We start from the raw sequence: 23027 nt of genomic DNA, 5'->3' as shown, positions 1-23027 counted from the left end.
GCAGTGCACCATCGTCGCCGGTGAGATTTTTTTCTCAACGCGTAGACCCGCGCGGGACGCGGCGTGAACGCTTGCCTGGAGCAATAAAAAAACCGGCCCGCAGGCCGGTTTTCTATCAGGGGGAAGAACTTAGAACGTTTCCCAGCTGTCCGCGCCTGCGGCCTGCAATTCGCGTTCTTTGGGTTGCGTCGGAGCCGAGGGTGACGGCACGGCCGCTTTCGTGAAAGCTGCGACCGGTTTCGACTTCGACGGCGCGGGTTTCTTCAACGTCGCGCCGGCACGCACCGGCTTCGTTCCAACGGCGCGCGCCGTGCTTTGCACCGCCTGCTGTGCCGTATCGACGCGGAAGATCGACACCGCCGCACGAAGGCTTTCTGCCTGGTCCGACATGGCCTGCGCGGCGGCGGTGGCTTGCTCGACGAGCGCAGCGTTTTGCTGAGTGACCTCGTCCATCTGCGTGACGGCCACGTTGACCTGCTCGATGCCCTTGGTCTGCTCGGACGATGCCGACGCGATCTCGCCCATGATGTCGGTCACCTGTCTCACCGAGCGCACCACTTCGCCCATCGTTTGACCGGCGTTTTCGACGAGCAGAGAGCCGTTTGCCACATGAGACACCGACGCTTCTATCAGGTCTTTGATCTCCTTTGCCGCTGTCGCGCTGCGCTGCGCGAGCGTGCGGACTTCGCCGGCAACCACCGCGAAGCCGCGGCCGTCTTCGCCTGCGCGAGCGGCTTCGACTGCCGCGTTGAGGGCAAGAATATTTGTCTGGAACGCGATTCCTTCGATTACCGAAATGATTTCGGTCACCTTCGTCGAACTCGACGAAATGTCATGCATGGTCGCCACGACCTGCTGAACCACTTCGCCACCCGAGGCCGCCGTCGCCGAAGCCGCCGACGCGAGCGTGCTGCCCTGGCGCGCGTTATCGGTATTGTTGCGCACCGTCGAGGTCAGCTCTTCCATGCTGGCCGCGGTTTGCTGGAGCGATGCGGCCTGTTCCTCGGTGCGTTGCGAGAGATCCTGATTGCCTTGCGCGATCTCGCCGGCAGCCACGGAAATAGACTCCGCCGACGTTTTGATGCCCGACACAATCGACGTGAGCTTCTCGCGCATTGCCTCCAGAGAAGCCATCAGGCTCGTCTGATCGTCGGGCGCCACTCGCACGCTGACCGTGAGATTGCCTTCGGCAATCTGCGCCGCCATTTCCTGCGCGGCGCTCGGCTCGCCACCCAACTGGCGCAGAATGCTGCGCGAGATCAGCGCGGCGGTGGCGATGCCCAGCAGGACGGCGATACCCGCAATGAGCGCGACCATCGTGCGGACTTTGGCGTAAGTGGCGACAGCGCTCTGTTGAGCTTCCTTATTCTGTTGGTCTTCTAGAGCCGCCAGCTCGACTGCGTGCGCGAGCCACACTCGCTGCGGCGGACGTGCGTTCTGCAACAGCTCCTGCATCGCGCCGGCGGTGTCCTGCGCCAGTGCGAGGTCCATCGCCTTGCGCTGCGGCACGATCGCTGCGGCTTCATCCTGCTTGATCTGATCAAGCAGCGAACGCTCCTTTGGAGCCGTGCTGGGCTCTTCGGCGAACATGCGTGTGAGTTGCTGGAATGCGTCCGCGTAAAGCTGGTCCTGCTTTTTCATGCGTTCCGCCTCTTGCGCGACATCGTGCGGGTCGCTGATCAACGCGAGGTTTCGAAGCGCGATGGCGCGATCCTGAATCGACGAGCGCAACTCGTTCGCAAGACGCGTTTCCTCGTTATTCACGCGAGCGATGCCGTCCAGACTCGCGTCCAGTTCCGAGAGGCCATATAGAGCGATGCCGGCGAGCACTAGCATTAGTGCCGTCAACAGCCCAAAACCGGCTTGCAACCGCGTCGATACCTTGATGTTTTTCATTTCCAATTCCGCATTCCCAAGGGGCGTATGTCTGGTTTACGTCTGCCTGCCGGAATACTGAAGGGTTTTTGTAATCTAAGATGTCATGTCGCGGACATAGTCGTCTGCGTCTGCCGCACCGGTCGTGACGCGACGCGACGCGGCGGGAGGGTGCGAGGCCATGGAGGCCCCAAACGTGGTCGGCAAATTTGCCGTGATCTGCTGCGACGATGCGCCACCGCCGTCTTGCCGTTGCATGATTGGCGGCGCATTCAAGGCTGAACCGGTTCCCATGTCGGATCGGGATCGAACGATTTCAGCGCTGCCGCTTTTCGCGCCGAATCCGGACCCAGGTTCTTCTGATAAACCTGGCCATCCTGATTAACGATGAAGCTCATCACGCCAGTTTTGCCATACTCGCTCGGCCACGCAATGAGACCGGAGCCCTCCGTCATCGCGCCGTTCTCGACGTAGTCGAGCGGGCCGCTTTTCGCGTGCGGTCCTTGTGCGGTCAGAATGCGGAAGTGATAACCGTGGTAGCCGTCCTTGCTGAGCGAGCCGGTCTTCGGCATGGCGGCAGCGAGCGGACCGAGCGGACTCTCAGCTTCGCCCGCAGTGGTGGGCCAATAGAGACCGTCATGCTGCCCCGGCGTGCTGAGCAGCCGCTGCGCATAGTGGCCGGTCGACGCGCGATAGTCGCGCTGCGCGTCGAGATAGGCAAGAGAGGTCATGATCGCTGCGCGTTCGTTGCGGCCGATTCTGCGCGTGAGAATTTCGTCGCTGCCGGCCGGCGGATCGAAGCGCCAGCCGTTGGCCGCCTGCACGAGCGGAATCGGCAACGTCCAGCCGCTCGTGCCCACAGACAGGTGCTTGCTCGGGCGGCCGTGAAGCGGCGCTGCGTCGTCGACGATCCGATGGCCCGCAGCCCACGCGCCGAGAAATTCGTAGATGTCCTCCTCGCCGACGTCCTTCGTCGGAATGAAACGGTTGTAGTTCTTGCCAAGCACGTGCTGCATGGCCGCGTGATCGTTGGTGGCGATCGCGTCGACGAGTGCGTCGGCCGCGGCTTCCGGTGTCGGATAGACGGCCTGGGCTTGCGCCGGTGCGGCGCAGAACAATAGCGTTGACATTGCGATCGCAGCGCAGGCAAGACGACGCGACGAGCGCCGTGCGGCGACCTTCGCGAGGAAAACACGGATCGAGTGAATGCGGTTCATGAGCGGCTCCTGGGTATCGTTCAACGTTGCCGGCCGAGGTGGCGCTGCCCGCCGCCGCCGGCACCGAAGCCGCCCGTGCGCGGTTGTCCGCCGCCGCCCGCACCAAAGCCGCCGTGCGGCTGTCCGCCGCCGCCCGCACCGAAGCCGCCGCCGTGAGGTTGCTCACCGCCGCCAGCGCCCAGGCTGCCGCCGCGCTGCTGTCCGCCTCCGCCAGCACCGAGGCCGTTGCGTGTGCCGGCTTGCGCTTGCCGGCTCTCTTGCCCGCGGCGAATGTCCTGCTGCGCAGCCGCGCCGTTGCCGGCGCCGCGCAGCGCATTGTCGCGATTCACATTCTGTGCGCTCGCCCGGATATTGCCGGCGTTGGCGCCGCCGTGCTGGATGCCCTGCAAACGCTCGCTCGCGCTCCCGCCCAGATTCTGGCCAGTGCGGTTCTGCAAGGTCTGTTGCGCCTGCGCGCGAGATGCCGACATGTCGCGCCCGCGGTAAGCGTCGCGCTGCGCGCCACTCATATTCGCGGACGCGTTCCGGTTGAACGTGGTATCGCGATTCCATCGTGTCGTGTTGCTGTTCACGTCGAGGCGCCGGTTCACGTTCACGTTGTTGTATCGGTTGACGTTGATATTGACGCTGTGATTGTTCCAGTTGACGTCGCTCCACAGCGCGCTCGTGATCGCAATGCCCGCGCCGAACGCAAGACCCGCGGCGAGTCCGCTCGCGACCGCATAGCCTGGAGGAGGCGGTACATACACGGGCGGATACGCGGGATAGGGCCACGCACCGTAGACCACAGTCGGGTTATACGTCGGCACGTACACGACTTGCGGATTGGCCGGCACGATCTGGATAGTGCTCTGCTCGACGATAACCTTCTGCTGTTCTGAGGTCTTCAGATTGCCCGCCTGTTGCGCCTGCTTGCGCAGCCGTTGCACGGAGTCCATGACGTCGTTCGGCTGCGCAAGAAACGCATTGCCGAGTTGCGCGACCCAGTCGGGTTTCGAGGCCATCGTGGCAAGCACCTGGGGGAATGCCACGAGTGATTGCACGCTCGGATCCCACGGCTCTGCGGCGACCGCTTTGACCGCGTCGTCGCCCTTGGTGTTCGGGTTTGCTTTCGACCAGGCCGCGGCGGCCGAAACGTCCTGCGGAAAAGTGCATGCCATCAGCACCTGGGCGAGCAGTGCGTCGGGATAGAGCGCGATCGGCGCGGTCAGCGAATCGAGCTGCTGGTTCGACACCTTCGCCGCGGTTTGCGCATGGGCGGCGGGAACCGCGACCTGGAGCATGACCGGCAAGCCGGCCAGCATGGCGAGCGCGATCAGCGTTACTCTCTGGTTTGCGCTTGAGCATTTCACGATGGATTCTCCGTATTTCGAAGCTACATCAACTCGTTACGGCGAAACTGCGAGCAGGACTACGGACGGTGTGCTCGCAGATGTCCTGAACGACTTGTTCACGGCACAGCGCATATCGGACTCCGAACGACCGCGCTTTTGCAGGCGATATACGCGCGACGGCATTTCATGCATGCGTGCTGGGAATCCCGCAGTGCGCCGATGGAGAGATTATTAACCCGCTTTTATATGGAATTGCAATGCGCGAGCCAAATAAATTCAGGTTGAAGTTGGCGAAATGATGACCTAAGAGAACGCTTTTTCTATCGCTTTAAAGACATGAAACCGGTAGTCGTGAAAATCCTGGCATGTCTAATTGTTTCCTTGCGTTTCGTGACGAGCTTTTCTATCTTCCATGCATGAAGCAGCCCGCCGCCGGCATGCGCCGAGGCTGATAAATGGATGAGGCGATGCAGTACAGCGCTCGGTCGACGCGTCGTTCGAATGGCGTGGGTCACTCTGTCATCGAGGCAAGCAGCGATACCGGCACGCCATGACAGCTCACCGTCGCGACAACCCCGGCGCCGAGGCCCTCGACGAACTTCACGCCAGTGTCGAATGGCGACACCTGTTTGTCGACGCGCAGAATGTTGAGCGGCCACGACGAATGCGACAGCCGTTCATGTGCAATGGCGCCGACCCACAGCGGCACCGCAGCCGCGCCGTCGCCGACCGCATAACCGCTCGGCCAGAAGCGCAGCACGTCGCGCTCATCGCGAGTGTCGCCCGGACGCATGAAAACGAGCGACGACGGCACTCCGTTGTTCAGCTTCGGCAGTACGGGCAGAGCAGTGGCGGGCACATCCGGCGAGGCCAGCGAGAGCAGGCTATGGGCGGACACGTCGGTGCCTTCGAGCCATCCCTCGCCGCGCAGTTGCCGGCGGATCGCATCGCTGTCCGATACCCATTGGAGCGTGAGCGGCTCTTTGCGGTCGCCGCCCATATCCGAGCGATAGCACGGCAGGTGCTTCCACACCGAAAGCGTCCACTGTTGCTGCGTCACGCGCGCGAGCGGCAGAGGCGCTGGCGTGCCGGGCGGCGCCATCATGCCGAGACCCGACTGCAGGCCAATGCTCGCGAGCAGCACCACGAGGGCGACTGCCGGCATCCAGCGGCGCGTCGGCGGCGGCTGCGGATGACGCAACATTGCGGTGAGCGAGACGATCGCCACCCACACGTAGGAGAGCGCGGCGCCGCCAATCGCATCCGACATCCAGTAGCGGCCGAAGTACACGCCCGCAAGGGCGACCACGATCACGACAAGCGTGCTCGCGGTGACCACCAGCAATCCTTCGAGCATGCCGACCCGTCGCGCGAGCAGGAACGCAAGAAACCCATAGACAATGACCGTGGCCGCTACGTGGTTGCTCGGAAACGCGTAGGTACTCGTCATGAGACCGTTGGGCGCGGCGCGCTGCATCGCGAACTGCAAGGCGAAGATCAGCATCTGCGAAAAGACGACCGCCGCAAGCCAGTAGCCGACGGTGCGCCAGCGCCGCTCCAACAGCATCCACAGCGTGACGGCGACGATCAGCGCGGCGAGCGTCGCGCTGGCGCCGAGCGTCGCCAGACCGGCGAGCACCGCGTCGCCCCACGGCGTGCGCACCGATTGCATGAAGCGATACACGGACTCGTCGACATGCGTGAGCGGGTCGCCGGCGATCACCTGATGAAGCACCCCGAAGAACAGTGCGGCGCACACCAGCACGACCAGCGACGCGAGCAGGACGCTGGTGGCATCCGGTGCTTGCGGGTCGAGCATTTTTCGCGCGACGCGGCCAAGCGGTCCAGGGTGACGGCAAGCCCAGCTGCCAAGATGGCGGCCGGCCGCGTTCGACCACGCGTTGGCGTGCGAGAGCAGGAAAGCCGCGGCGCGATAGCTGAGCCAGACGCTGCCCACGAGCAGCGCGAGGATCACGACGAGCCGGAACGAGACGGCCCCGGCGAGCAGCACCGAAGCGCCGAACACGACGCCCGGCAAGATATGCGCCGGCGCCCACAGCAGCGCCGAGAGGACGTTCATCGCGTAGAAGCGCACGGGCGACATGCCGAGCATTCCGGCGACGACCGGCACGATCGCGCGCAACGGTCCGACGAAGCGCGCCAGCACCACGCTCTTCGCGCCATGCTTGCCGAAGAAGCGGTAACCCGCTTCGAGTACTTCGGGATGTCGGGAGAACGGCCAGAGTTTGACGATCCGGTTCTTGTAGCGGCTGCCGAGCCAGAAGCTGAGGCCGTCGCCGGCGATTGCACCGGCGATTGCCCAGGCGAGGACCCAGCCAAGGCTCAGCGAGCCGGTACCGGTCAGTGCGCCCGCTAGAAACATCGCGGTGCTGCCGGGAACGAATGTACCGATGACCGCGACCGACTCGAGAAAGGCCGCGAAGAATACAACCGTGAGCATCCATTCCGGATGGCCGGCCAGCAGATGCAAGAGGTGGAGGTAGGCTTGCTCCATTGTGCGCGATCAGCCGTTATGGCGTAACGATCGATCATAACGCGCACGGAGCGTTTCTATTCCGCAACCTGTCCTTTTCCCGGGCGCCGGTCGCGCGAGCACCTTGGTAACCACTGCCGCCAGAACCTGTGTCGACCGTGAACGAAGCGGGCAACGGTTCGTCATACTGGTTGATGGGCGCGTTACCTAACGGAGTGCAGCAATGAAAATCGCAACTGGCGGTGTGGGGCGGACGGTGCTGATCGCGGCATGCTTCGCCGGCTTTAGTGGAATGGCTTGCGCGCAGTCGGGCAGGACGCGCGCGGGCGACGGCGGCTTGAGCGCTACGCCGCCCACCGGAAACGTCAATGGCGGTGGAACAGCGGGTGCCGGAACAGTGGGCTCGACTCTTGCCCCGACGCCTGGTCTTGCAACGCCTGGCGGTGCTGCCGGAGCCGGCGGAACCGGCGTGATGGGTTCCGGCGCTGGCCGCGTGCCTAACAATATGCGGGCGAACGGCACGAGCCTGAACCAGAACCCCGATCCCAGAGTACCTGAGCGGCAGGCCCACGGCGCCGCGATAGATCGAGCCGCGAGGGGCGGATCAACTGGCGCGGGCGGCTTAGAATGGACGCCCCACCAACCGGTTCATTCGATTACAGGAAGCGCGCATGGGATACGGTGAGCACAAGTACGAAGTCTCCGTGCAGTGGACGGGCAACCTCGGCACCGGCACCTCCGGATATCGCGACTACAGCCGCGATCATGTGATCGCCGCGGGAAGCAAGCCCGACATTCCAGGCTCGTCCGACGCCGCGTTTCTCGGCGACGCAAAGCGCTGGAATCCGGAGGACTTGCTGGTCGCATCGGCTTCGGCGTGTCACAAGCTGTGGTATTTGCATCTTTGCGCGGACGCGGGCATTGCCGTGGTGGAGTACCGCGATCACGCCGAAGGAACCATGCTCGACAGTCCGCAGCAAGGGCGCTTTTCGCAGATCGTTTTGCGCCCGCGCGTCGTCATTCAGCCGGGCGGCGACGTGGAACTCGCGCGGCGCCTGCATCACGTCGCACACGAGAAGTGCTACATCGCGAACTCGGTGAACTTTCCGATTTTGTGCGAGCCCGTGGTCGAGACGAACGCGGGCTGAGCGAACCGTCGCCGGGCGCCGCTGCTTGCAAGCAACCGGCAGGCAGCGGACGTTTTCCGGCTATTCAGCGGCCATTCCCCGGCTACTGAACAGCTATTGCCCGGCCATTCCTGGCTTTTCACCAGCTAGGCACCGGCTATTGCGCAGCTATGCACAGGCCATTCGTGAGCTATTACCCGGCTATTGCACGGGCATTCCCGGGCCATTAGCGATTGCCGTCGAGCAGATCGCCCAGTAGTTCGTCGAACGCGGCCTGCGCGTCTTCCAGTTCCTGCAACGCGGCGTCGAAAGTCTGCAGCGCGAATTGCGAGGGATTGCCGCTGCCGGCTGGCGGAAATTGCGATTGCAACGATGCAAACGCTGTCTTCACGCGTTGCGTCGCGGTCAATACGCGCTCCATTGCAGCGCTTTCTTCGGCGCGGGCTTTGTCGTGATCGAGGTTGCCGGGGTTGTCCATTCGGTACTCCGTGTTCGTGGGTGCGGCGCGCGCCGCGTGAAATGGCGTGACTATGCCACGCTCGGGCTCACGATAGCGGCAAGCCGCCGTCTGCCTTTACTTCGCGCAACGACAATGCCGATTCGACCGACGTCACGCCCGGCAGACTGCGCATCTGGTCGCGCATGAAGCTGCCGTAGTCGTCCAGATCGCGCGCCACCACTTGCAGGATATAGTCCGCGCTGCCCGACACGTTGTGACACGCTATCACCCGCGGTATTGCCTGCACCTCGCGCTCGAAGCGGTTGGCCAGATCCTTGTCGTGCACGGCGAAGCGCACGAGAATGAATGCGACCACGCCGAAGCCGAGCGCCGAACGCGCGAGCACTGCGCGGTACTGGCCGATGTAGCCATCGCTCTCCAGACGCTTGAGGCGCCGCGCGCACGGTGTTTCACTCAGGCCGACCAGTTCGGCCAGTTTCGCGTTCGACATGCGGCCGTCTTTCTGCAACGCCGCGAGGATCGCGCGATCGGTCTTATCGAGGTCGGTTGACATGGGTTTGCGGATGCTTTTCTTGTTTTGGTGGGAAGCTGGCGAACACAACGCGATGTTAGCGTATTCCGCCAAACTTTCAGCCCGAACCCCGGAAATTCGCCAGCAAAACCTCCGTCGGCAATAGCAAGATAGAGCCTCGAATCGAAGAGGCTCCCATGATTTCCGCACACTTGCTTGCTGTCTATATTGCCGCGCTGCTGGTCGTCTATGCCGTGCCCGGGCCCGACATGGCGCTGATCCTGCAAACGAGTATTGGGCGCGGTGTGAAGAGCGGCTTCGCGGCGGCTTGCGGGCTCGGTTTGGCGCGTGCGACCCACGTGACGCTCTCCGCTTGCGGCGCCGCCGCGCTGTTGCGCAACGCGCCGTGGCTGTACGACGTCGTGCGCTATGGCGGCGCGGTTTATCTCGCGTGGATCGGCATTCAGATTTTCCGCTCGCCCATGTTCGCGTTGCCGGAAGGCGGCGCGCCGCGCGACGAGGCTAACGGCTCGCCGGACTCAACGGCGACAGCGGGCATGCGCCAGTTGAGGGCCGCGTTTGTCAAGGGTTTGCTGACCAACCTGCTGAATCCGAAAGCGCTGCTGTTCTGTTCGGTCTTGTTGCCGCAATTCGTGCGTCCCGAGGCTGGGCCGGTTGCGTTGCAGATGGTCGAGCTGGGTTCAGTGCTGCTCGCGGTCGGCCTTTGCTTCGACCTCACGTATGCGGTCGGCGCCGCGCGGATCGCGGGATGGATGCGCGCGCACCCGCTTGCTCAAACGTTGCAGCGCTGGACGTTCTCCGCGGCGCTGATCGGATTCGCGCTGCGGCTTTCTCTCGATTGACGCCGCTTCGGCGGGCGCTACCGGTTCAGCTTGCGTTCGCGGCGCGAACGGTCGTCGATGATTTTTCTGCGGTGCTTGTCTTTCATTTTCTTCCAGGTCTTGCATTCGTCGCGGGTGCGTAAGCAGCCGATGCAAAAGCCGGTTTCACTGTCGAATTTGCAGATGTCGATGCAGGGCGATGCTGTGCTCATGGCCGGTAAACAGGTCGTGAAGGGCAGAGGAGGTGAGGCGACTTTCGCACGCCGCGTGCCTGTGCGCCAAATGATTGTGTTAATAAAGCCGATAGAGCGCCGATACGGGGCTCATACAGCGCCCATACAGCGCCCATACAGCGCCCATCGACGGCCGTGCGCGGCCGGCGGCAAAACTAACACCAGCGCCATGCTTCGCCTTCGATGAAAACCTTGCTGCTCTATACGATTACCGCCGTCGCCGAGATTCTCGGCTGCTATCTGCCGTGGCGATGGCTGAAAGAGGGCGGCTCGGTCTGGCTGCTGCTGCCGGGGGCGCTCAGCCTCGCGCTTTTCGCCTGGCTGCTCACGCTCCACGGTACCGCCGCGGGCCGCGTGTATGCGGCGTACGGCGGCGTGTATGTGGCGGTGGCGATCGCGTGGCTATGGTGCGTCGACAAGGTGCGGCCGACGTTGTGGGACGCAGCCGGCGTCGCGGTGACGCTCGCCGGCATGGCAATCATCGCATTTCAGCCGCGCGTGTAAAGCGCGTGAACCGGGCGCGCCTGGGTGCCGATGCACTCCGGCGCGCTTCGGACGCGACCGCAATGTCCCGCGCGGCCAGCGGATCCGCTTATTCCGGTCGCTTACTTCAAGCCGCCCAGATAGTCGAGCTTGCCGAGTTCCACGCCGTTGTGGCGCAGGATGTCGTACGCCGTGGTCACGTGAAAAAAGAAGTTCGGCAGCACGAAACCCAGCAGATACGACTGGCCCGTGAACTCGACCGGTCCGCTGCGCATTTTCAGGGTGATTGCGCGCTCTTCCGATCCGTCGATCTGCTGCGGGGTGAATTCCTTCAGATAGTCGATCGTTTTTTGAAGGCGAGCATGCAGTTCGTCGAAAGTCTGTTCGACGTCGTCGTATTTGGGCGCTTCGACATTGGCGAGCCGCGCGGCGCAGCCCTTTGCGGTGTCGCTTGCGATATACACCTGACGCACGAGCGGCAACATGTCAGGCGCGAGGCGAGCGTTGGTGAACACCGACGGTTCGATCTGCTTTTCGGCGGCGTGTGCCTGAGCCTTGCCGAGAATGGCTTGCAGATTGGTGAGGCCGCGAATCAGCACGGGCAGTGATGCTTGATACATCGAAATTGACATGGGGTTCCTCTGATTCTTCGATTGCCCGCGCGGACGGCGCGTGAGGCAATGTAACGGCCGGATCGCCGCTGCAGCATCATAGCGGAGCGACGGGAACCGCGCATGACGCGGCGCTGCGTTAGCCATTCGGCCGACTGCCGCATGCGCCGGAACTGTGTTCGAATGCATTGGTCCGAAGGTTTGCGAAGTCGTGCAAGCAGCACCTTGAAACAGCAACGTGCCGCCTGTCGTCGGGCATGAACGGATACGGCGCCCCGCGCGTGTCCCTTTTGCATCCGGCGCCGTCACGTCAACAGGAGAGTCGAGACATGGCCACCAAGCACCCGCTGCCCGGAAGCGAGCGAACGGTAGAACAAGGTTCGAAACTCATCGGAGCTTGCGATCCGTCGGAAAAGATCGAGGTTTTCGTGATGCTGCGGCGTCAGCGGCAGGCGCAGTTCGACGCGCTCATGAGCCGCATAGAAGCAGGCGACCCGAACGTGGAACCGCTGTCGCGTGACACGTTGGCAAAAGACTATGGCGCGTCCCCGGACGACATCGCCAAAGTCAAGGCATTCGCGGCCGCGCACGGCCTGACCGTGGTGCGCGCCGACCCGGCCGCGCGATCCGTGCTGCTTTCCGGGACTGTCGCGCAATTCCAGAACGCGTTCGGAGTGAAGCTCGAAAAATATCAGCACCATACGGCCGGGGAATTTCGCGGCCGTACCGGCGCGGTCAACGTGCCCGACGATCTGCACGACGTCGTCGAGGCGGTGCTCGGGCTCGACAACCGCCCGCAGGCGCGGCCGCACTTTCGCATCCGCCCGCCGTTCCGGTCGGCCCGGACGCATCAGGCTTCGTTCACGCCGCTGGAACTGGCGTCTCTCTACAAGTTTCCCGAAGGCGACGGCGGCGGCCAGTGCGTCGGCATCATCGAGCTGGGCGGCGGGTATGACCCCGCGGACCTCTCGTCGTACTTCGCGAGCCTCGGCGTGCCGTCGCCCACGGTGAAATCGGTCAGCGTCGACCAGGCGCGCAATGAGCCGACGGGCGACCCTAACGGTCCCGACGGCGAAGTCACCCTCGACATCGAGATCGTCGGTGCAATCGTGCCCGGCGCGACCATTGCGGTGTACTTCGCGCCGAACAGCGACGCGGGTTTCATCGACGCCGTAAGCCGTGCGGTGCACGATACCGTCAACAAGCCGTCGGTGATTTCGATCAGCTGGGGCGGCCCGGAGTCGATCTGGACCAGCCAGTCGCTGAAGGCGTTCAACAGCGTGCTGCAAACCGCGGCCGCACTCGGCGTGACCGTCTGCGCCGCGTCGGGCGATAGCGGATCGAGCGACGGCGCGGGCGCGGGAGATCATGTCGACTTCCCGGCGGCGAGTCCGTATGTACTCGCGTGCGGCGGCACGAGCCTGAGCGCATCGGGTACGTCCATCACGCATGAGGTGGTCTGGAATGACGGCCCGCAAGGCGGCGCGGGCGGCGGCGGCGTGAGTGGCGCCTTTTCGTTGCCGGCCTGGCAAGAGGGCTTGTCGGTTGCGCTGTCGAAAGGCAGCAAGAAGCCGCTCGCGAAGCGCGGAGTGCCCGATGTCGCGGGCGACGCCTCGCCGCTTACCGGCTACACCGTGCTCGTCGCGGGCACACAAACGGTGGTCGGCGGCACGAGCGCGGTCGCGCCGCTGTGGGCCGCGCTGATTGCCCGCATCAACGCGGCGAAAGGCAAGCCGGCGGGCTTCGTGAACCCGAAGCTTTATAAGGCGGCGGGCGTATGCAACGACATCACGCAGGGCAACAACGGCAGCTTCGCGGCGTCGTCCGGCTGGGACGCCTGCACGGGGCTCGGCAGCCCCAATGGTCAGAAAGTGGCCGGCGCACTATAGTCAGCAGGAACCCGCAGCACCGGCACAAGACGTGAACGTACCCAGGGAGTCGTCATGACAAGCACAGAGTCAACGTCCGTTAGTCCGCAATCGCCGCACAATTCGCAAACCTCGGGCACGCCCCCGGAGGCCGGTGGCAAGCACAAGGCGGGCGATCAACCCTTCTTCGATCCGGTCGCATATGGCAACGGGCCTGACGACTCGGTCACGGCCACTGACGAGAATGCGGCGATCACGCATCACTCGGTCACGATAGACGGCAAGAAGATCAATTACACGGCGACGGTAGGCCATCTCGTGATCGTGGACCCGAGCAGTTCGGAACCCGCCGCGCGGATGTTCTACGTCGCGTTCACGCAGGACAACCAGAAAGAGGAAACCCGGCCGCTCACCTTCTTCTATAACGGTGGACCGGGCTCGTCCGCGGTGTTCGTGCTGCTCGGCTCGTTCGGACCGCGCCGCATCAAGACGTCGATGCCGGACTTCACGCCGCCCGCGCCCTACACGATTGAAGACAACCCCGACAGCCTGCTCGACAGAAGCGACCTGATCTTCATCAATCCGGTCGGCACCGGATATTCGGCGGCTATCGCGCCGAAGAAGAACCGCGATTTCTGGGGCGTCGACCAGGACGCGGATTCGATCGCGCAATTCATCAAGCGCTTCCTGACGAAGAACAACCGCTGGAATTCGCCGAAGTACCTGTTCGGCGAGTCGTACGGCACGGCGCGCAGTTGCGTCGTCGCATACCGGCTGCACGAAGGCGGTGTCGATCTGAACGGCATTACGCTGCAGTCGTCGATTCTCGATTACACGCAGGCGGGCAATCCCGTCGGCGCGTTGCCCACGGCCGCCGCGGACGCGTGGTATCACAAGAAGCTCGGCATCGCGCCGCGGCCGACCGATCTCGGCGCGTTCGCCGAGGAAGTCGCGCAGTTCGCTCGCACCGACTACCTGGCGGCGCTGCGCAAATTCCCAACCACCGATTCGGCGACGGTCGAGAAGCTCGCGGAATACACCGGCATCGACAAGACGACCTTGCTTGCGTGGAGTCTCGATGTCGCGTCGTACGACAGCCGCGGCAATTCGCTGTTTCTGACCACGCTGCTCAAGCCGCAAGGTCTCGTGCTTGGCGCATACGACGGCCGGGTCACCGCGATCGGAACCGGCATAGCCGGCAAGGTCGACACGAACTCGGGCGGCAACGATCCGACCATGACGGCGGTTTCGGGCGTCTATACGACGATGTGGAACGTCTATCTGAACGAGCAGTTGAAATACACGTCGAACTCGGCGTTCACGGACCTCAACGATCAGGCCTTCCAGTTCTGGGACTTTAGCCACATCGACCCGACCGGTGCGCAGAAGGGCGTGGACGACAAGGGCAACGTGATTCTTTACACGGCGGGCGATCTGGCGGCCGTCATGGCGCTGAATCCGGACCTGAAGGTGCTGTCGGCGAACGGCTTCTACGATTTCGTCACGCCGTTCTATCAGACGGTGCTCGACCTGCAGCAGATGCCGCTGCTCAGTCAGCAGGTTCGTCAGAACCTTTCGGCGCGCTTTTATCCGTCGGGTCACATGATCTATCTCGACGGCGGCTCGCGCACCGCGTTGAAGGCGGATCTCGCGGCAATGTACGATTCGGCGGTGGCGAACACCGAGGCACTCAGCCGTATTCGGGCGCTGCAGGCACGCGTGGCGCAATAGGCCGGGCGGTGGATCCACGGCGGCTTTGCGTCGCCGTGGAAGTTCGTCGCGACGCATGTTCGCGCATCGGCTGGGCAAGCATTTTTTTCGCATACGTATCGAATGTGTTTTAATTACCTTGCGAATTGACTAGTGCGTGCCTCCGCGGGCGCGCCGACGAATGAACGCAGAGATTGCAGACAGGCGTCGCAGCGGCTATTTCAGCGACCACACAGGTAGGATCTTCAGAGCACATCCGCTCGCGCTCACGTCTCGGCGTGCGCGCTCGTTGCGGTTCGCCATGGTGCTGGGCGCCACTGGGCTGCTCGCGTTGCGCGTTGGCGGCGTGTATGCGCAGGAGGCGGGCATGCTCGACGAACGCGTTACGCAGCAATCGATCGGCCAAACGATATGCCGCCCCGGCTATGCGAGCGTGGTTGCGCCGCCGTTCAATGAACTGATGGCGCACAAGGACCGGATGCTCGCCGAGCGCGGCATCGACGCCGACGACAGCGCCGATTTCGCGCTGGACAGGCGCGTACCCGTGGTGCTCGGCGGTTCGCCGGACGCGCCTTCCAATCTCGGTCTGCTGCCGTGGGCGGGCCGCCAGGGCGAGCGCCGCAAGGCGCGCGCGGCGGTCATGCTCAAGCGCTGCGTCTGCGAGGGCAAGATCAGTCTCGCGGAAGCGCAAGCGGCGATCGTCGGCGACTGGTCGGTCGTGTATTCGGGCTTCAGCCAGACCTCGTGCGATGTCAGCCGGTTGGACGTCGCCACCAGCGCCGAAAGCGGCCGGGCAGCCGGACATGGCTCGCAGCCTTGAGGCCGCGTTCCCTGGAACCTGCCTGTCGCTGTCTAAATTCGTTCGCATGGACCCGGCCGCGCTCGTGTGCAGATTGAAGAGGGTCTTCTTTCAGCGTGCGCCGCTTGGAGTTCCTTGTCGGTTTGCCTTGTCTGGTGTGCCTCGTCCAGCGTGAGTCGCATACCGTTGAACTAGCCACCTGAACTCATTCCTGGAGAATCATCATGATCCATTCACGTTTTGCCGCAGCGACGCTCGCCGCACTGACCTTCGCGTGCGCCGTTGGCAGCGCGTCCGTATTCGCCGCCGAGCCGGCTCATTGCGGCAAAGCCGACTCGCTGCAAATTCGCGGCGATGTGCCCGCAGCCATCAGCTTCGACGTGTATCGCCAACTGCGTCCGCTGAATGCGCAACGCGTCGCGCTCTTTCAGTCGGCTGGCGAAGTGAAGCATTTACCCGATGGACTTACGGTGTGCGAAGTCGCGGACGACGGCGTCGACGATCCGTCCGCCGTCCTGGTGGAATTGCCGCAAGGCAAGAACGCATGGTGGGTGAGCTCGGCTAACGTTCAGCAGGCGGACTGAGCCTCTTGCAATAAGCGACGTTTTCCTTTCGCACCTCGGCGGGATGACTCTGGTGATGGACGCCGCGGTCCGCTTCTTGCGATCCGCGTCCGCATGCCACAGGCCCGCCGCGTGGTCCGGCGCGCGCCCAGACAGTCGAGCATGCGCCCTGGCTACTCAGCGAATGTCCCGCTGTTCAGGTAGAGTGCACTGACGGCGCCTTTAACGCGGTTTCCCGCTACGACGCCGTGACGTATCGCATTGATGGCCGCAAGTGGGCTATCTGAAACGGGGCCAGCCCAATTACCGGAGATTCGAATGATTGCCTTCTACCTGTCATTGGCCGCGCTTGGCGCAGCGGGCGCCGCACTCATCCGTGAATTTGCCGCCGCGCAGGCCAGACAGCGTGCCGCATTGCGCCGCGTGCACGTACATTCCGCCGACCGCAGTACCCGCCGAGGGTAGGCCGCATGAACCTGATCGTGCGCAACATCGCGCCGTCGTGCAGCGAGCAGGAAGTGCGTGAATTCCTCACGCGCGAGCTGGGGCACTACGCCCGCAACGTCGAGGTCGTCGACGCCGGTACGCCCGGCGCGTATGCCACGGTCGAACTCGACGCGCAGGTGCCGTATGTCGGCGAGGTCATCGCGCGGCAGATTCATGGCAAGCAGTTGGGCGGCATGGCGCTCGAGGCGAGCGCCGATCTTTTCACCGACGATTCGCCGCCACCGGCGCAGTGACTGCTGCGCCTTCTTCCCGGCCTCACCCGAAAGTAAGGTGCGGGTAGGTTGCGGGCAATACGCAGAAAGAGGCATTTAAAGACCCGCCCAGCGGCGCACCCAACCCGATGTTCGCTGTGGTTGCTCTGCGCCTGCTGCTGTCTCACTCACCGCTTTCAGCCTCCGGCCAATCGAACGGCGTATAGGGCAACGCGCGCTTGTGCCGCGTCACCTCGTAAAAACACAAGATAATCTTGCGCGCCTCATCGCTCATAGGTTTCCCTTCCAGGAAGTCGTCGATAGTCTCGTATGGGACTCCGTAGGCGTCTTCGTCGGGTCGTTGCGGGCGCAACGCTTCGAGGTCCGCGGTCGGCACCTTGTAAGCGAGCGCGTCGGAGGCACCCAGTGCTTTTGCCACCGCACGCACCCGCCGTTTGTTGAGACCGGCGAGCGGCAGCACATCGGCGCCGCCGTCGCCGAACTTCGTAAAAAATCCCATTACCGACTCGGCCGCGTGGTCGGTGCCGATCACGACGCCTGTGCGCGTGCTGGCTACCGCGTACTGCGCGATCATCCTTTGCCGGGCCTTGATATTGCCGTGGACGAAATCTTCCTGCGCTTCGTCCGCGAACGGCAGGCCGCTTTGATGCAGCGACGCGAGCATTGCGTCGGCGGCGGGCTTGATGTCAACGGTCAGTGTCTCGTCCGCGCGAATAAAAGCCAGTGCCTGCTGCGCGTCGGCTTCATCTTTCTGCTCGCCGTGCGGCAATCGTATCGCGACGAAACGCGCGTCGTAGTTCGCGGCACGCAGCCGCTCGACGGCCAGTTGCGCAAGGCGCCCGGCCGTAGTCGAATCAATGCCGCCGCTGATGCCCAGAACGTAGGCTTTCAGGCCGTTGCTGCGCAGATAGTTCGCGAGAAAGGAGACGCGGCGCTCGATCTCCGCGTTGGCGTCGAACTCGGCGGTAACGTGCATTTCGGCTGCGATGTCCGCTTGAACAGCGGCTGGATCGGTTTGCTTCATGATCTTCTGCTCCTCGCGCGTGGGCGCAATGTCAAAGAAACAACTTCAGCGCGACAGTGGCGAGCACGCAGCGGACCCGCCGAACCTCCATCGACAGATCGCCATGCGCTGAGTAACATCCTCGTTCCGAGCGCCGCAGCAACCTGCGAGCAACCAATAATAATCAGATCAGTGCGAACCCGCGATGAACCATCTCAAGCGGCCTCGCCCGCCTGTATTCGACCGCCCGACTTTTGCACGAGTCGCCGGGCGGCGCAAAGCCGGCTGTATGCCGTATGCATTTTCTTTGTCGCGCGCCACGCGCGAGTTGTATTGCGTGATGCGTACGCCCGGTCGGGTGCTCCGCACCTTTGCCTGGCTTACCAGGCTTACCCGGCTTACCAGGCTCGCATGCGGCGTCGTGCTCGCCGCATCGGCTTGTGCGGCCTTCGCTGCAACGCCGCCCGCGGCACCGAGCGAACCGGTGTTTTCCGTCGATGCAGCGTCCCTCGCGGCGCCCGATGCGTCCGGCGTGGTGGATCCACGCCGAGCGTTTGCGTTGCGGGATGTTTTCGCCCGTCACGTCACACGCCGGCTCAATGTACCGGCCTCCGAGCAGCGTGCCTACGCCTCCCGTCTGCAAGCGGCGTTGCGCGAGCACACGCTGGGCGAACTGTCGGGAGAATACGTCGTGATGGTCGACCGCAATGCGAACGCGCAGGCGCTCCTGATCTATTTTCGCGCGGCGCCCGCCGACGCCTGGCAGATGATCGGCGCGTCGCCCGTCTCCACCGGGCGGCCGGGCGAGTTCGACCACTTCGTCACGCCGCTCGGAGTGTTCGAACACACGCCGTCGAACATGGATTTCCGCTCTGAAGGCACGGAGAACGAGAACCATATCCGCGGCTACGGCAAGCGTGACATGCGCATTTTCGATCTGGGCTGGGCGCAGGCGGAGCGCGGCTGGGGCAAGGGCGGTATTTCGCAGATGCGATTCCAGATGCACGCCACCGACCCCGACCGGCTGGAGCCGCTGCTGGGAGTGCGCCACTCGAAGGGGTGCGTGCGGATCCCTGCATCGCTCAATACTTTTCTCGATCATTACGGGATTCTCGACGCGGAATATGCGGCGCTCGTCGACTCGGGCAAATCGCTGTGGGTGTTGAAGAGCGATCGGCAGGTCATGCCGTGGGCTGGGCGTTATATCGTCGTGGTGGATTCCGCGCGCAAGTACCGTCCCGCGTGGGCGCCGGCGCCCGACGCAAGAACGCGCGCCAGGGTGCCGGCCGCGGCGGACACGGCGGATTGATGCGCGGTCTTGCGTCGGCGCACCGGCGCAGCCGACGCTGAGCTGACGCCGAGCCAACGCCGAGCCAACGCCGAGCCAACGCCGAGCCAACGCCAGGCCAGGCCAGGCCTGGCCTGGCCTGGCCAAGCTAACACCAACACCAACGCCAACGCCAACGCCAACGCCAACGCCAACGCCAACGCCAACGCCAACGCCAAATCATCAGTGCATCAGCGCTGCCAACGGCCCAGCCATCAACGCATCAGCAACATCGTGCCTGCGCCAAGAATGCCGCCGCACAAAGCGCACGCCCACAACAGCGCACGCGTACGCCGGTATTCGCGGCCGATGTCGGCCAGTAGCTGAGCGTTGTGCCGCGGCGAGCGCGCGCGGTCGTGTTCCTGCTGCAGATAGCGCACGGCCAGTTGCGGCACGCGTGGCAGCATGTGTGCGAGATGCGGCAGCTCCCGTGAAATGCGCTGGAACCAGCCGCGATGATCGACGTCGCGCCGCGCGATGTCCGCGAGCACGCGCCGCGCGATGTTCCATGTATCGACGCCCGGATGCAGCGCGCGCGCCAGCATCTCCGCCTGATGGAACGAGCGTTGCGCGGTGGCGAGCTGGCCGGAAACAGCACCATCGAACGGAATCACCGCGTGCAGCAGTTGGTGGAAGAGCGACCCGGCCGAGCGGTCATCCGCAGCCGCCGCAAAATGCGCTTCGGCTCGGGTGCGCAATTCGGCTTCGAGCAATTCGGGGCGGGTGTCGTGCGGCACGTGTCCGGCGTCGCGGTGCAGTTCGGCGAGCCGCCCGTAGTCCTGCTCGAACAGGGCGGTCGCGCCATGAACGAAGAACTCGCGCTCGTCCGTCGACAGGCTCGACATGATCGAAAACTCGGCCAGCACGAGTCGTCCCAAAGAATCCGGCTCAATGCTTACGCGAACCCGTCGCGCGTCGAGCGTCGCGTGAAAAAAGCCGTGTTCGAATGCCTGCTCGGTCACCACTTCCACAATATGCGCGGCGAGCGGCGCGAGCTTCACTTGATGCGCGTGCAGACCGGTCAGATCGGTTGCCGGCAGCGTGTCGACGCGCTGCATAGTCAGCGCGTGACTGGTGCACAGGTCCCAGATCACGTCGGGTACGACGAGGCGCGTGTCGCCGTCGAAATGATGGCCGGTCTGGCTCAGGTTGGCGGCTTCGGCGCGCAGATCGAAGCGACGCACGATCTCGTCCGTGAAGGTTTGGGCCAGCGCCCGCAGCCGCAGGCGGCGCGCGGTGCTCGACAGTTTCTCCAGCCAGCGCGCGACCCAGCGCAACAGCGCAAGCTCGTCGCCGATCTGTTGCAACTGGCCGGCCCGCAGCAGTTTGATCGCCACTTCGCGATGACCGTTGACCGGCATGAGCAACCGCGCGAAATGCGTCTGTTCGGCGAAACCGCTACGCACCGGTATCAGGTCGACGGCGCTGAAGAGGGTAGCGAGCGGCCGGCCGAACGCTCGCGTCAAGGCTTCCTCGGATTCACGCGGCGGCAGCGGCGTTTCCATATGATCGATCGCGTCGATCGCGTCGTGCAATGTCGAGGCTGCAAGTTCGGGGCGCTCGACCAGCGTCTTCGCGAACTGGCCGGCAAGGGGGCCGAGCGCGGGCAGCAGGCTGTGAACGCTGCGCGCGCTGTGCGTCAACGAATGGACGCGGCCGACGAGCTCGATCATCCAGTGCAGCTTGCGATTGGACGGCGCGGCAAACCAGATCAGGCGCGCGCCGTAACGCAGTGCGTGGTAGAGCAGGAGTAAGCGGCGAAGCAGTAGGGGCATCGGCAGTTCGATTGGCGGCAATGCGGCGCGCAAAACCTGGGCGCCACGTGGCCAGGACAATCAGATTATCAGGAATGCGCGCCCACGGCGCATCGGCGAACCGGCAGCCCGGTTCTGCTAGTGTGTCGGCGTGCTGCGCGCGTCAGTCGTGCTATGCGCTTTGTAGCGATCGCATCTGACCATCGTCCAATACGATGCTGGCAATTGCGCTAATTGATTTGGTATCGAGCATGCGGAGGAAGAACTAGCCAGGCTCATGGCCAACATGAGCGGCACGCGTGCGCGGCGCATGGACGTTGTCTTCAGACGAAGAATTCGCGAAACAAGTTCGCGCGGCGGCGGGCGAGAACGTACATCCGTCACGATGATAAGGCAAAGATCTTAAGGAAACCTTAGGAAAAGTGCGTTGCAGCCTTTGTGCCAGTTTATTTAACGGCGCAGTGACAAATGTGTCCTGACGCACAGTATGGAACAACTAGACCACTATCCTCCAAGAGAGACGTGTATGCAGCGCGCGTTGCGTGAACGTATCGAGCAACCAGGCACACTCACACGAGGTAATGATGGCCGAAGCGAGCGTACCCCTTTGTGTCGATCTGGATGGCACGCTGACGAGCACCGACCTTCTGGTGGAATCGTTCCTCGTGCTGATAAAGCGAAATCCACTGTATGCGTTCTTTTGCATCGGCTGGCTGTTGCGCGGTAAAGCGCATCTGAAGGCGCAGATCGCGCAGCGCGCCGCCATCGATGTAACGTTGCTCCCTTATAACGCGCGCCTCGTGGAGTTTCTGCGGGAAGAACGTTCAACCGGCAGAGACCTGTATTTATGCACCGCTGCAAACCGCAAGTTCGCTGAGGAGATAGCCTCGTATTTCGGCTTCTTCAAGGGGATTCTGGCGAGCAATGACGCACTCAATCTGTCGGGTGTTCACAAGGCGTCTGCGTTGTCCGAAGAATTTGGTCCGCACGGTTTCGACTATTGCGGCAACGCGCTGTGCGACGTGCCGGTCTGGAAACAGTGTAGACGGGCGATCGTCGTGGGAACACGCCAGATCGCCGAGGCGGCCGAAAGGGTCAATCAGAAGGTGCTCTTCTTCGAGGAGCGGCGGTCGCTAATCGGCCTTACCTTTAGAGAAATGCGCGTTTATCAGTGGGTCAAGAATCTCCTGATTTTCGTGCCGCTGCTCGCATCGCATCGTTTTACCGAAGGGGACACTCTGCAAGCCGAAGGCATTGCATTTTTTTCCTTCTGCTTCTGCGCTTCGTCTGTCTATCTGCTCAATGACATGATGGACCTCGACGCGGACCGCCGCCATGTACACAAGCGCAACCGGCCGTTTGCCTCGGGACAGTTATCTCTAGCTTTCGGCATGTTTCTCGGATGTGCGCTTCTTATCGCCTCTGCGGGTTTTGCTCTGCTGCTGCCTCCCACCTTTCAGCTGGTACTAGCCGGCTACTTCGCGACCACACTTGCTTATTCACTCAGGCTCAAACGGTTCATGCTTGTCGACGTCTTTGTCCTCGCGGCTCTTTACACCGCGCGCGTAGTGGCCGGCGGCGCCGCGGGGGACATCCTGCTTTCGGATTGGTTGATCATGTTTTCGATTCTGATCTTTCTGAGCCTCGCCATGGTCAAGCGCTATGCCGAACTCGACGCGCTGTTGCGCGAAGCGAAAGTCTGCGCAGCGGGCCGCGGCTACGTCACGCAGGATCTGGGCATTCTGCGTTCATTCGGCGCAGCGTCTGGCTATGTCGCAGTACTGGTTCTCGTGCTGTATATGAATTCATCCGATGTGCGGGTGCTCTATCGACACCCCCACGCACTCTGGTTGCTATTCGGACTTCTGCTCTTCTGGATCAGCCGTGTATGGATGTTAGCCTTTCGCGGCGAGATGCACGATGATCCAATCGTGTTCACCTTCAAGAACCGCCTAAGTCTGCTCGTAGTGTTCCTATGCGTGGCGACGGTGGTAGCGGCAAGTTGACCGCTGAGCATTCAATAGATGCAATTGTTTTTCCTTCTTCTCATCAGCGTGCTCTTGCCATACCTGTGGGCTGGAGCAGGGCCCGTGAGGA

The 23027-nt window shown here is 63.2% G+C and carries 20 protein-coding genes; 10 read left to right on the top strand and 10 right to left on the bottom strand.

The window, feature by feature from the left end:
* Positions 1-129: 129 nt before the first annotated feature.
* The 4 genes from RW095_RS09870 to RW095_RS09855 form a co-directional block, all read right to left on the bottom strand.
* Complete coding sequence (locus tag RW095_RS09870) at positions 130-1896, bottom strand: methyl-accepting chemotaxis protein (protein WP_317018773.1); 1767 nt, start codon at positions 1894-1896, stop codon at positions 130-132.
* Between the two features lie 251 nt (positions 1897-2147).
* Positions 2148-3092 carry a DUF2950 domain-containing protein gene (locus RW095_RS09865; protein ID WP_317018771.1) on the bottom strand — a complete coding sequence of 315 codons (945 nt, stop codon included), beginning with the start codon at positions 3090-3092 and terminating at the stop codon, positions 2148-2150.
* A gap of 20 nt (positions 3093-3112) precedes the next feature.
* Positions 3113-4444 carry a DUF3300 domain-containing protein gene (locus tag RW095_RS09860; protein ID WP_317018770.1) on the bottom strand — a complete coding sequence of 444 codons (1332 nt, stop codon included), beginning with the start codon at positions 4442-4444 and terminating at the stop codon, positions 3113-3115.
* A 493-nt stretch (positions 4445-4937) separates the two neighbouring features.
* Complete coding sequence (locus RW095_RS09855; protein WP_317018768.1) at positions 4938-6941, bottom strand: bifunctional DedA family/phosphatase PAP2 family protein; 2004 nt, start codon at positions 6939-6941, stop codon at positions 4938-4940.
* Positions 6942-7591: 650 nt separating this feature from the next.
* Here RW095_RS09855 and RW095_RS09850 point away from each other — a divergent pair.
* Positions 7592-8068 carry an OsmC family protein gene (locus tag RW095_RS09850; protein ID WP_317018767.1) on the top strand — a complete coding sequence of 159 codons (477 nt, stop codon included), beginning with the start codon at positions 7592-7594 and terminating at the stop codon, positions 8066-8068.
* 205 nt (positions 8069-8273) lie between these two features.
* Here RW095_RS09850 and RW095_RS09845 read toward each other — a convergent pair whose 3' ends face one another.
* Entirely contained in the window at positions 8274-8525 is a 252-nt protein-coding gene (locus RW095_RS09845) for a hypothetical protein (protein ID WP_317018765.1), read from the bottom strand.
* Positions 8526-8592: 67 nt separating this feature from the next.
* Positions 8593-9060: an Lrp/AsnC family transcriptional regulator gene (locus RW095_RS09840; RefSeq protein WP_317018764.1), complete on the bottom strand. Its 468-nt coding sequence runs from the start codon at positions 9058-9060 to the stop codon at positions 8593-8595.
* 155 nt (positions 9061-9215) lie between these two features.
* Between RW095_RS09840 and RW095_RS09835 the strand changes: the two genes are divergently transcribed.
* Positions 9216-9881, top strand: a complete 666-nt coding sequence (locus RW095_RS09835; protein WP_317018763.1) for a LysE family translocator — start codon at positions 9216-9218, stop codon at positions 9879-9881.
* A 17-nt stretch (positions 9882-9898) separates the two neighbouring features.
* On the opposite strand, the gene RW095_RS09830 is transcribed toward RW095_RS09835, so the two are convergent.
* Complete coding sequence (locus tag RW095_RS09830; protein WP_020068518.1) at positions 9899-10072, bottom strand: DUF1289 domain-containing protein; 174 nt, start codon at positions 10070-10072, stop codon at positions 9899-9901.
* Between the two features lie 204 nt (positions 10073-10276).
* On the opposite strand from RW095_RS09830, the gene RW095_RS09825 reads away from it, so the two are divergent.
* Positions 10277-10597: a YnfA family protein gene (locus RW095_RS09825; RefSeq protein ID WP_025600164.1), complete on the top strand. Its 321-nt coding sequence runs from the start codon at positions 10277-10279 to the stop codon at positions 10595-10597.
* 101 nt (positions 10598-10698) lie between these two features.
* Here RW095_RS09825 and RW095_RS09820 read toward each other — a convergent pair whose 3' ends face one another.
* The gene (locus RW095_RS09820) at positions 10699-11208 is read right to left on the bottom strand and encodes a DUF1993 domain-containing protein (protein ID WP_317018761.1); all 510 of its coding nucleotides are present in this window, start codon (positions 11206-11208) and stop codon (positions 10699-10701) included.
* Between the two features lie 308 nt (positions 11209-11516).
* Between RW095_RS09820 and RW095_RS09815 the strand changes: the two genes are divergently transcribed.
* From RW095_RS09815 to RW095_RS09795, 5 genes are all read left to right on the top strand, one after another.
* The gene (locus RW095_RS09815) at positions 11517-13076 is read left to right on the top strand and encodes a S53 family peptidase (protein ID WP_317018760.1); all 1560 of its coding nucleotides are present in this window, start codon (positions 11517-11519) and stop codon (positions 13074-13076) included.
* Between the two features lie 54 nt (positions 13077-13130).
* On the top strand, positions 13131-14786 hold the full coding sequence (locus tag RW095_RS09810; RefSeq protein WP_317018758.1) for a S10 family peptidase: 1656 nt from the start codon (positions 13131-13133) through the stop codon (positions 14784-14786).
* A gap of 160 nt (positions 14787-14946) precedes the next feature.
* Complete coding sequence (locus RW095_RS09805; protein ID WP_317018757.1) at positions 14947-15585, top strand: hypothetical protein; 639 nt, start codon at positions 14947-14949, stop codon at positions 15583-15585.
* Positions 15586-15788: 203 nt separating this feature from the next.
* Positions 15789-16148 (top strand): hypothetical protein, encoded by a 360-nt coding sequence (locus RW095_RS09800; RefSeq protein WP_317018755.1) that lies wholly within the window; start codon positions 15789-15791, stop codon positions 16146-16148.
* 449 nt (positions 16149-16597) lie between these two features.
* Entirely contained in the window at positions 16598-16867 is a 270-nt protein-coding gene (locus tag RW095_RS09795) for an RNA-binding protein (RefSeq protein ID WP_128587537.1), read from the top strand.
* Positions 16868-17009: 142 nt separating this feature from the next.
* Here the strand turns inward: RW095_RS09795 and nadE are convergent, their stop codons facing one another.
* A complete protein-coding gene (gene nadE, locus RW095_RS09790; RefSeq protein WP_317018753.1) occupies positions 17010-17870 on the bottom strand; it encodes an ammonia-dependent NAD(+) synthetase in 861 nt (286 codons plus the stop codon).
* A gap of 268 nt (positions 17871-18138) precedes the next feature.
* Between nadE and RW095_RS09785 the strand changes: the two genes are divergently transcribed.
* Entirely contained in the window at positions 18139-19158 is a 1020-nt protein-coding gene (locus RW095_RS09785; RefSeq protein ID WP_394365142.1) for a L,D-transpeptidase, read from the top strand.
* A gap of 233 nt (positions 19159-19391) precedes the next feature.
* Here RW095_RS09785 and RW095_RS09780 read toward each other — a convergent pair whose 3' ends face one another.
* A complete protein-coding gene (locus RW095_RS09780) occupies positions 19392-20951 on the bottom strand; it encodes an ABC1 kinase family protein (RefSeq protein ID WP_317018750.1) in 1560 nt (519 codons plus the stop codon).
* Between the two features lie 563 nt (positions 20952-21514).
* On the opposite strand from RW095_RS09780, the gene RW095_RS09775 reads away from it, so the two are divergent.
* The gene (locus tag RW095_RS09775; protein WP_317018749.1) at positions 21515-22936 is read left to right on the top strand and encodes a UbiA family prenyltransferase; all 1422 of its coding nucleotides are present in this window, start codon (positions 21515-21517) and stop codon (positions 22934-22936) included.
* Positions 22937-23027: the final 91 nt, after the last annotated feature.

It is taken from the genome of Paraburkholderia kirstenboschensis (genome assembly GCF_032806925.1).
Lineage (GTDB): Bacteria > Pseudomonadota > Gammaproteobacteria > Burkholderiales > Burkholderiaceae > Paraburkholderia > Paraburkholderia kirstenboschensis.
The sequence above is the reverse complement of the archived record's forward strand: the minus strand, read 5'-3'. Positions and strand labels throughout refer to the sequence as shown.

Coding starts and splice junctions, on each gene's coding strand:
- RW095_RS09785 (WP_394365142.1), top strand. CDS start 18,139: ATGCCGTATGCATTTTCTTTGTCGCGCGCCACGCGCGAGTTGTATTGC.
- RW095_RS09810 (WP_317018758.1), top strand. CDS start 13,131: ATGACAAGCACAGAGTCAACGTCCGTTAGTCCGCAATCGCCGCACAAT.
- RW095_RS09845 (WP_317018765.1), bottom strand. CDS start 8,525: ATGGACAACCCCGGCAACCTCGATCACGACAAAGCCCGCGCCGAAGAA.
- RW095_RS09795 (WP_128587537.1), top strand. CDS start 16,598: ATGAACCTGATCGTGCGCAACATCGCGCCGTCGTGCAGCGAGCAGGAA.
- RW095_RS09835 (WP_317018763.1), top strand. CDS start 9,216: ATGATTTCCGCACACTTGCTTGCTGTCTATATTGCCGCGCTGCTGGTC.
- RW095_RS09815 (WP_317018760.1), top strand. CDS start 11,517: ATGGCCACCAAGCACCCGCTGCCCGGAAGCGAGCGAACGGTAGAACAA.
- RW095_RS09820 (WP_317018761.1), bottom strand. CDS start 11,208: ATGTCAATTTCGATGTATCAAGCATCACTGCCCGTGCTGATTCGCGGC.
- RW095_RS09780 (WP_317018750.1), bottom strand. CDS start 20,951: ATGCCCCTACTGCTTCGCCGCTTACTCCTGCTCTACCACGCACTGCGT.
- RW095_RS09775 (WP_317018749.1), top strand. CDS start 21,515: ATGGCCGAAGCGAGCGTACCCCTTTGTGTCGATCTGGATGGCACGCTG.
- RW095_RS09825 (WP_025600164.1), top strand. CDS start 10,277: ATGAAAACCTTGCTGCTCTATACGATTACCGCCGTCGCCGAGATTCTC.
- RW095_RS09805 (WP_317018757.1), top strand. CDS start 14,947: ATGAACGCAGAGATTGCAGACAGGCGTCGCAGCGGCTATTTCAGCGAC.
- RW095_RS09855 (WP_317018768.1), bottom strand. CDS start 6,941: ATGGAGCAAGCCTACCTCCACCTCTTGCATCTGCTGGCCGGCCATCCG.
- RW095_RS09840 (WP_317018764.1), bottom strand. CDS start 9,060: ATGTCAACCGACCTCGATAAGACCGATCGCGCGATCCTCGCGGCGTTG.
- RW095_RS09830 (WP_020068518.1), bottom strand. CDS start 10,072: ATGAGCACAGCATCGCCCTGCATCGACATCTGCAAATTCGACAGTGAA.
- RW095_RS09865 (WP_317018771.1), bottom strand. CDS start 3,092: ATGAACCGCATTCACTCGATCCGTGTTTTCCTCGCGAAGGTCGCCGCA.
- nadE (WP_317018753.1), bottom strand. CDS start 17,870: ATGAAGCAAACCGATCCAGCCGCTGTTCAAGCGGACATCGCAGCCGAA.
- RW095_RS09850 (WP_317018767.1), top strand. CDS start 7,592: ATGGGATACGGTGAGCACAAGTACGAAGTCTCCGTGCAGTGGACGGGC.
- RW095_RS09800 (WP_317018755.1), top strand. CDS start 15,789: ATGATCCATTCACGTTTTGCCGCAGCGACGCTCGCCGCACTGACCTTC.
- RW095_RS09870 (WP_317018773.1), bottom strand. CDS start 1,896: ATGAAAAACATCAAGGTATCGACGCGGTTGCAAGCCGGTTTTGGGCTG.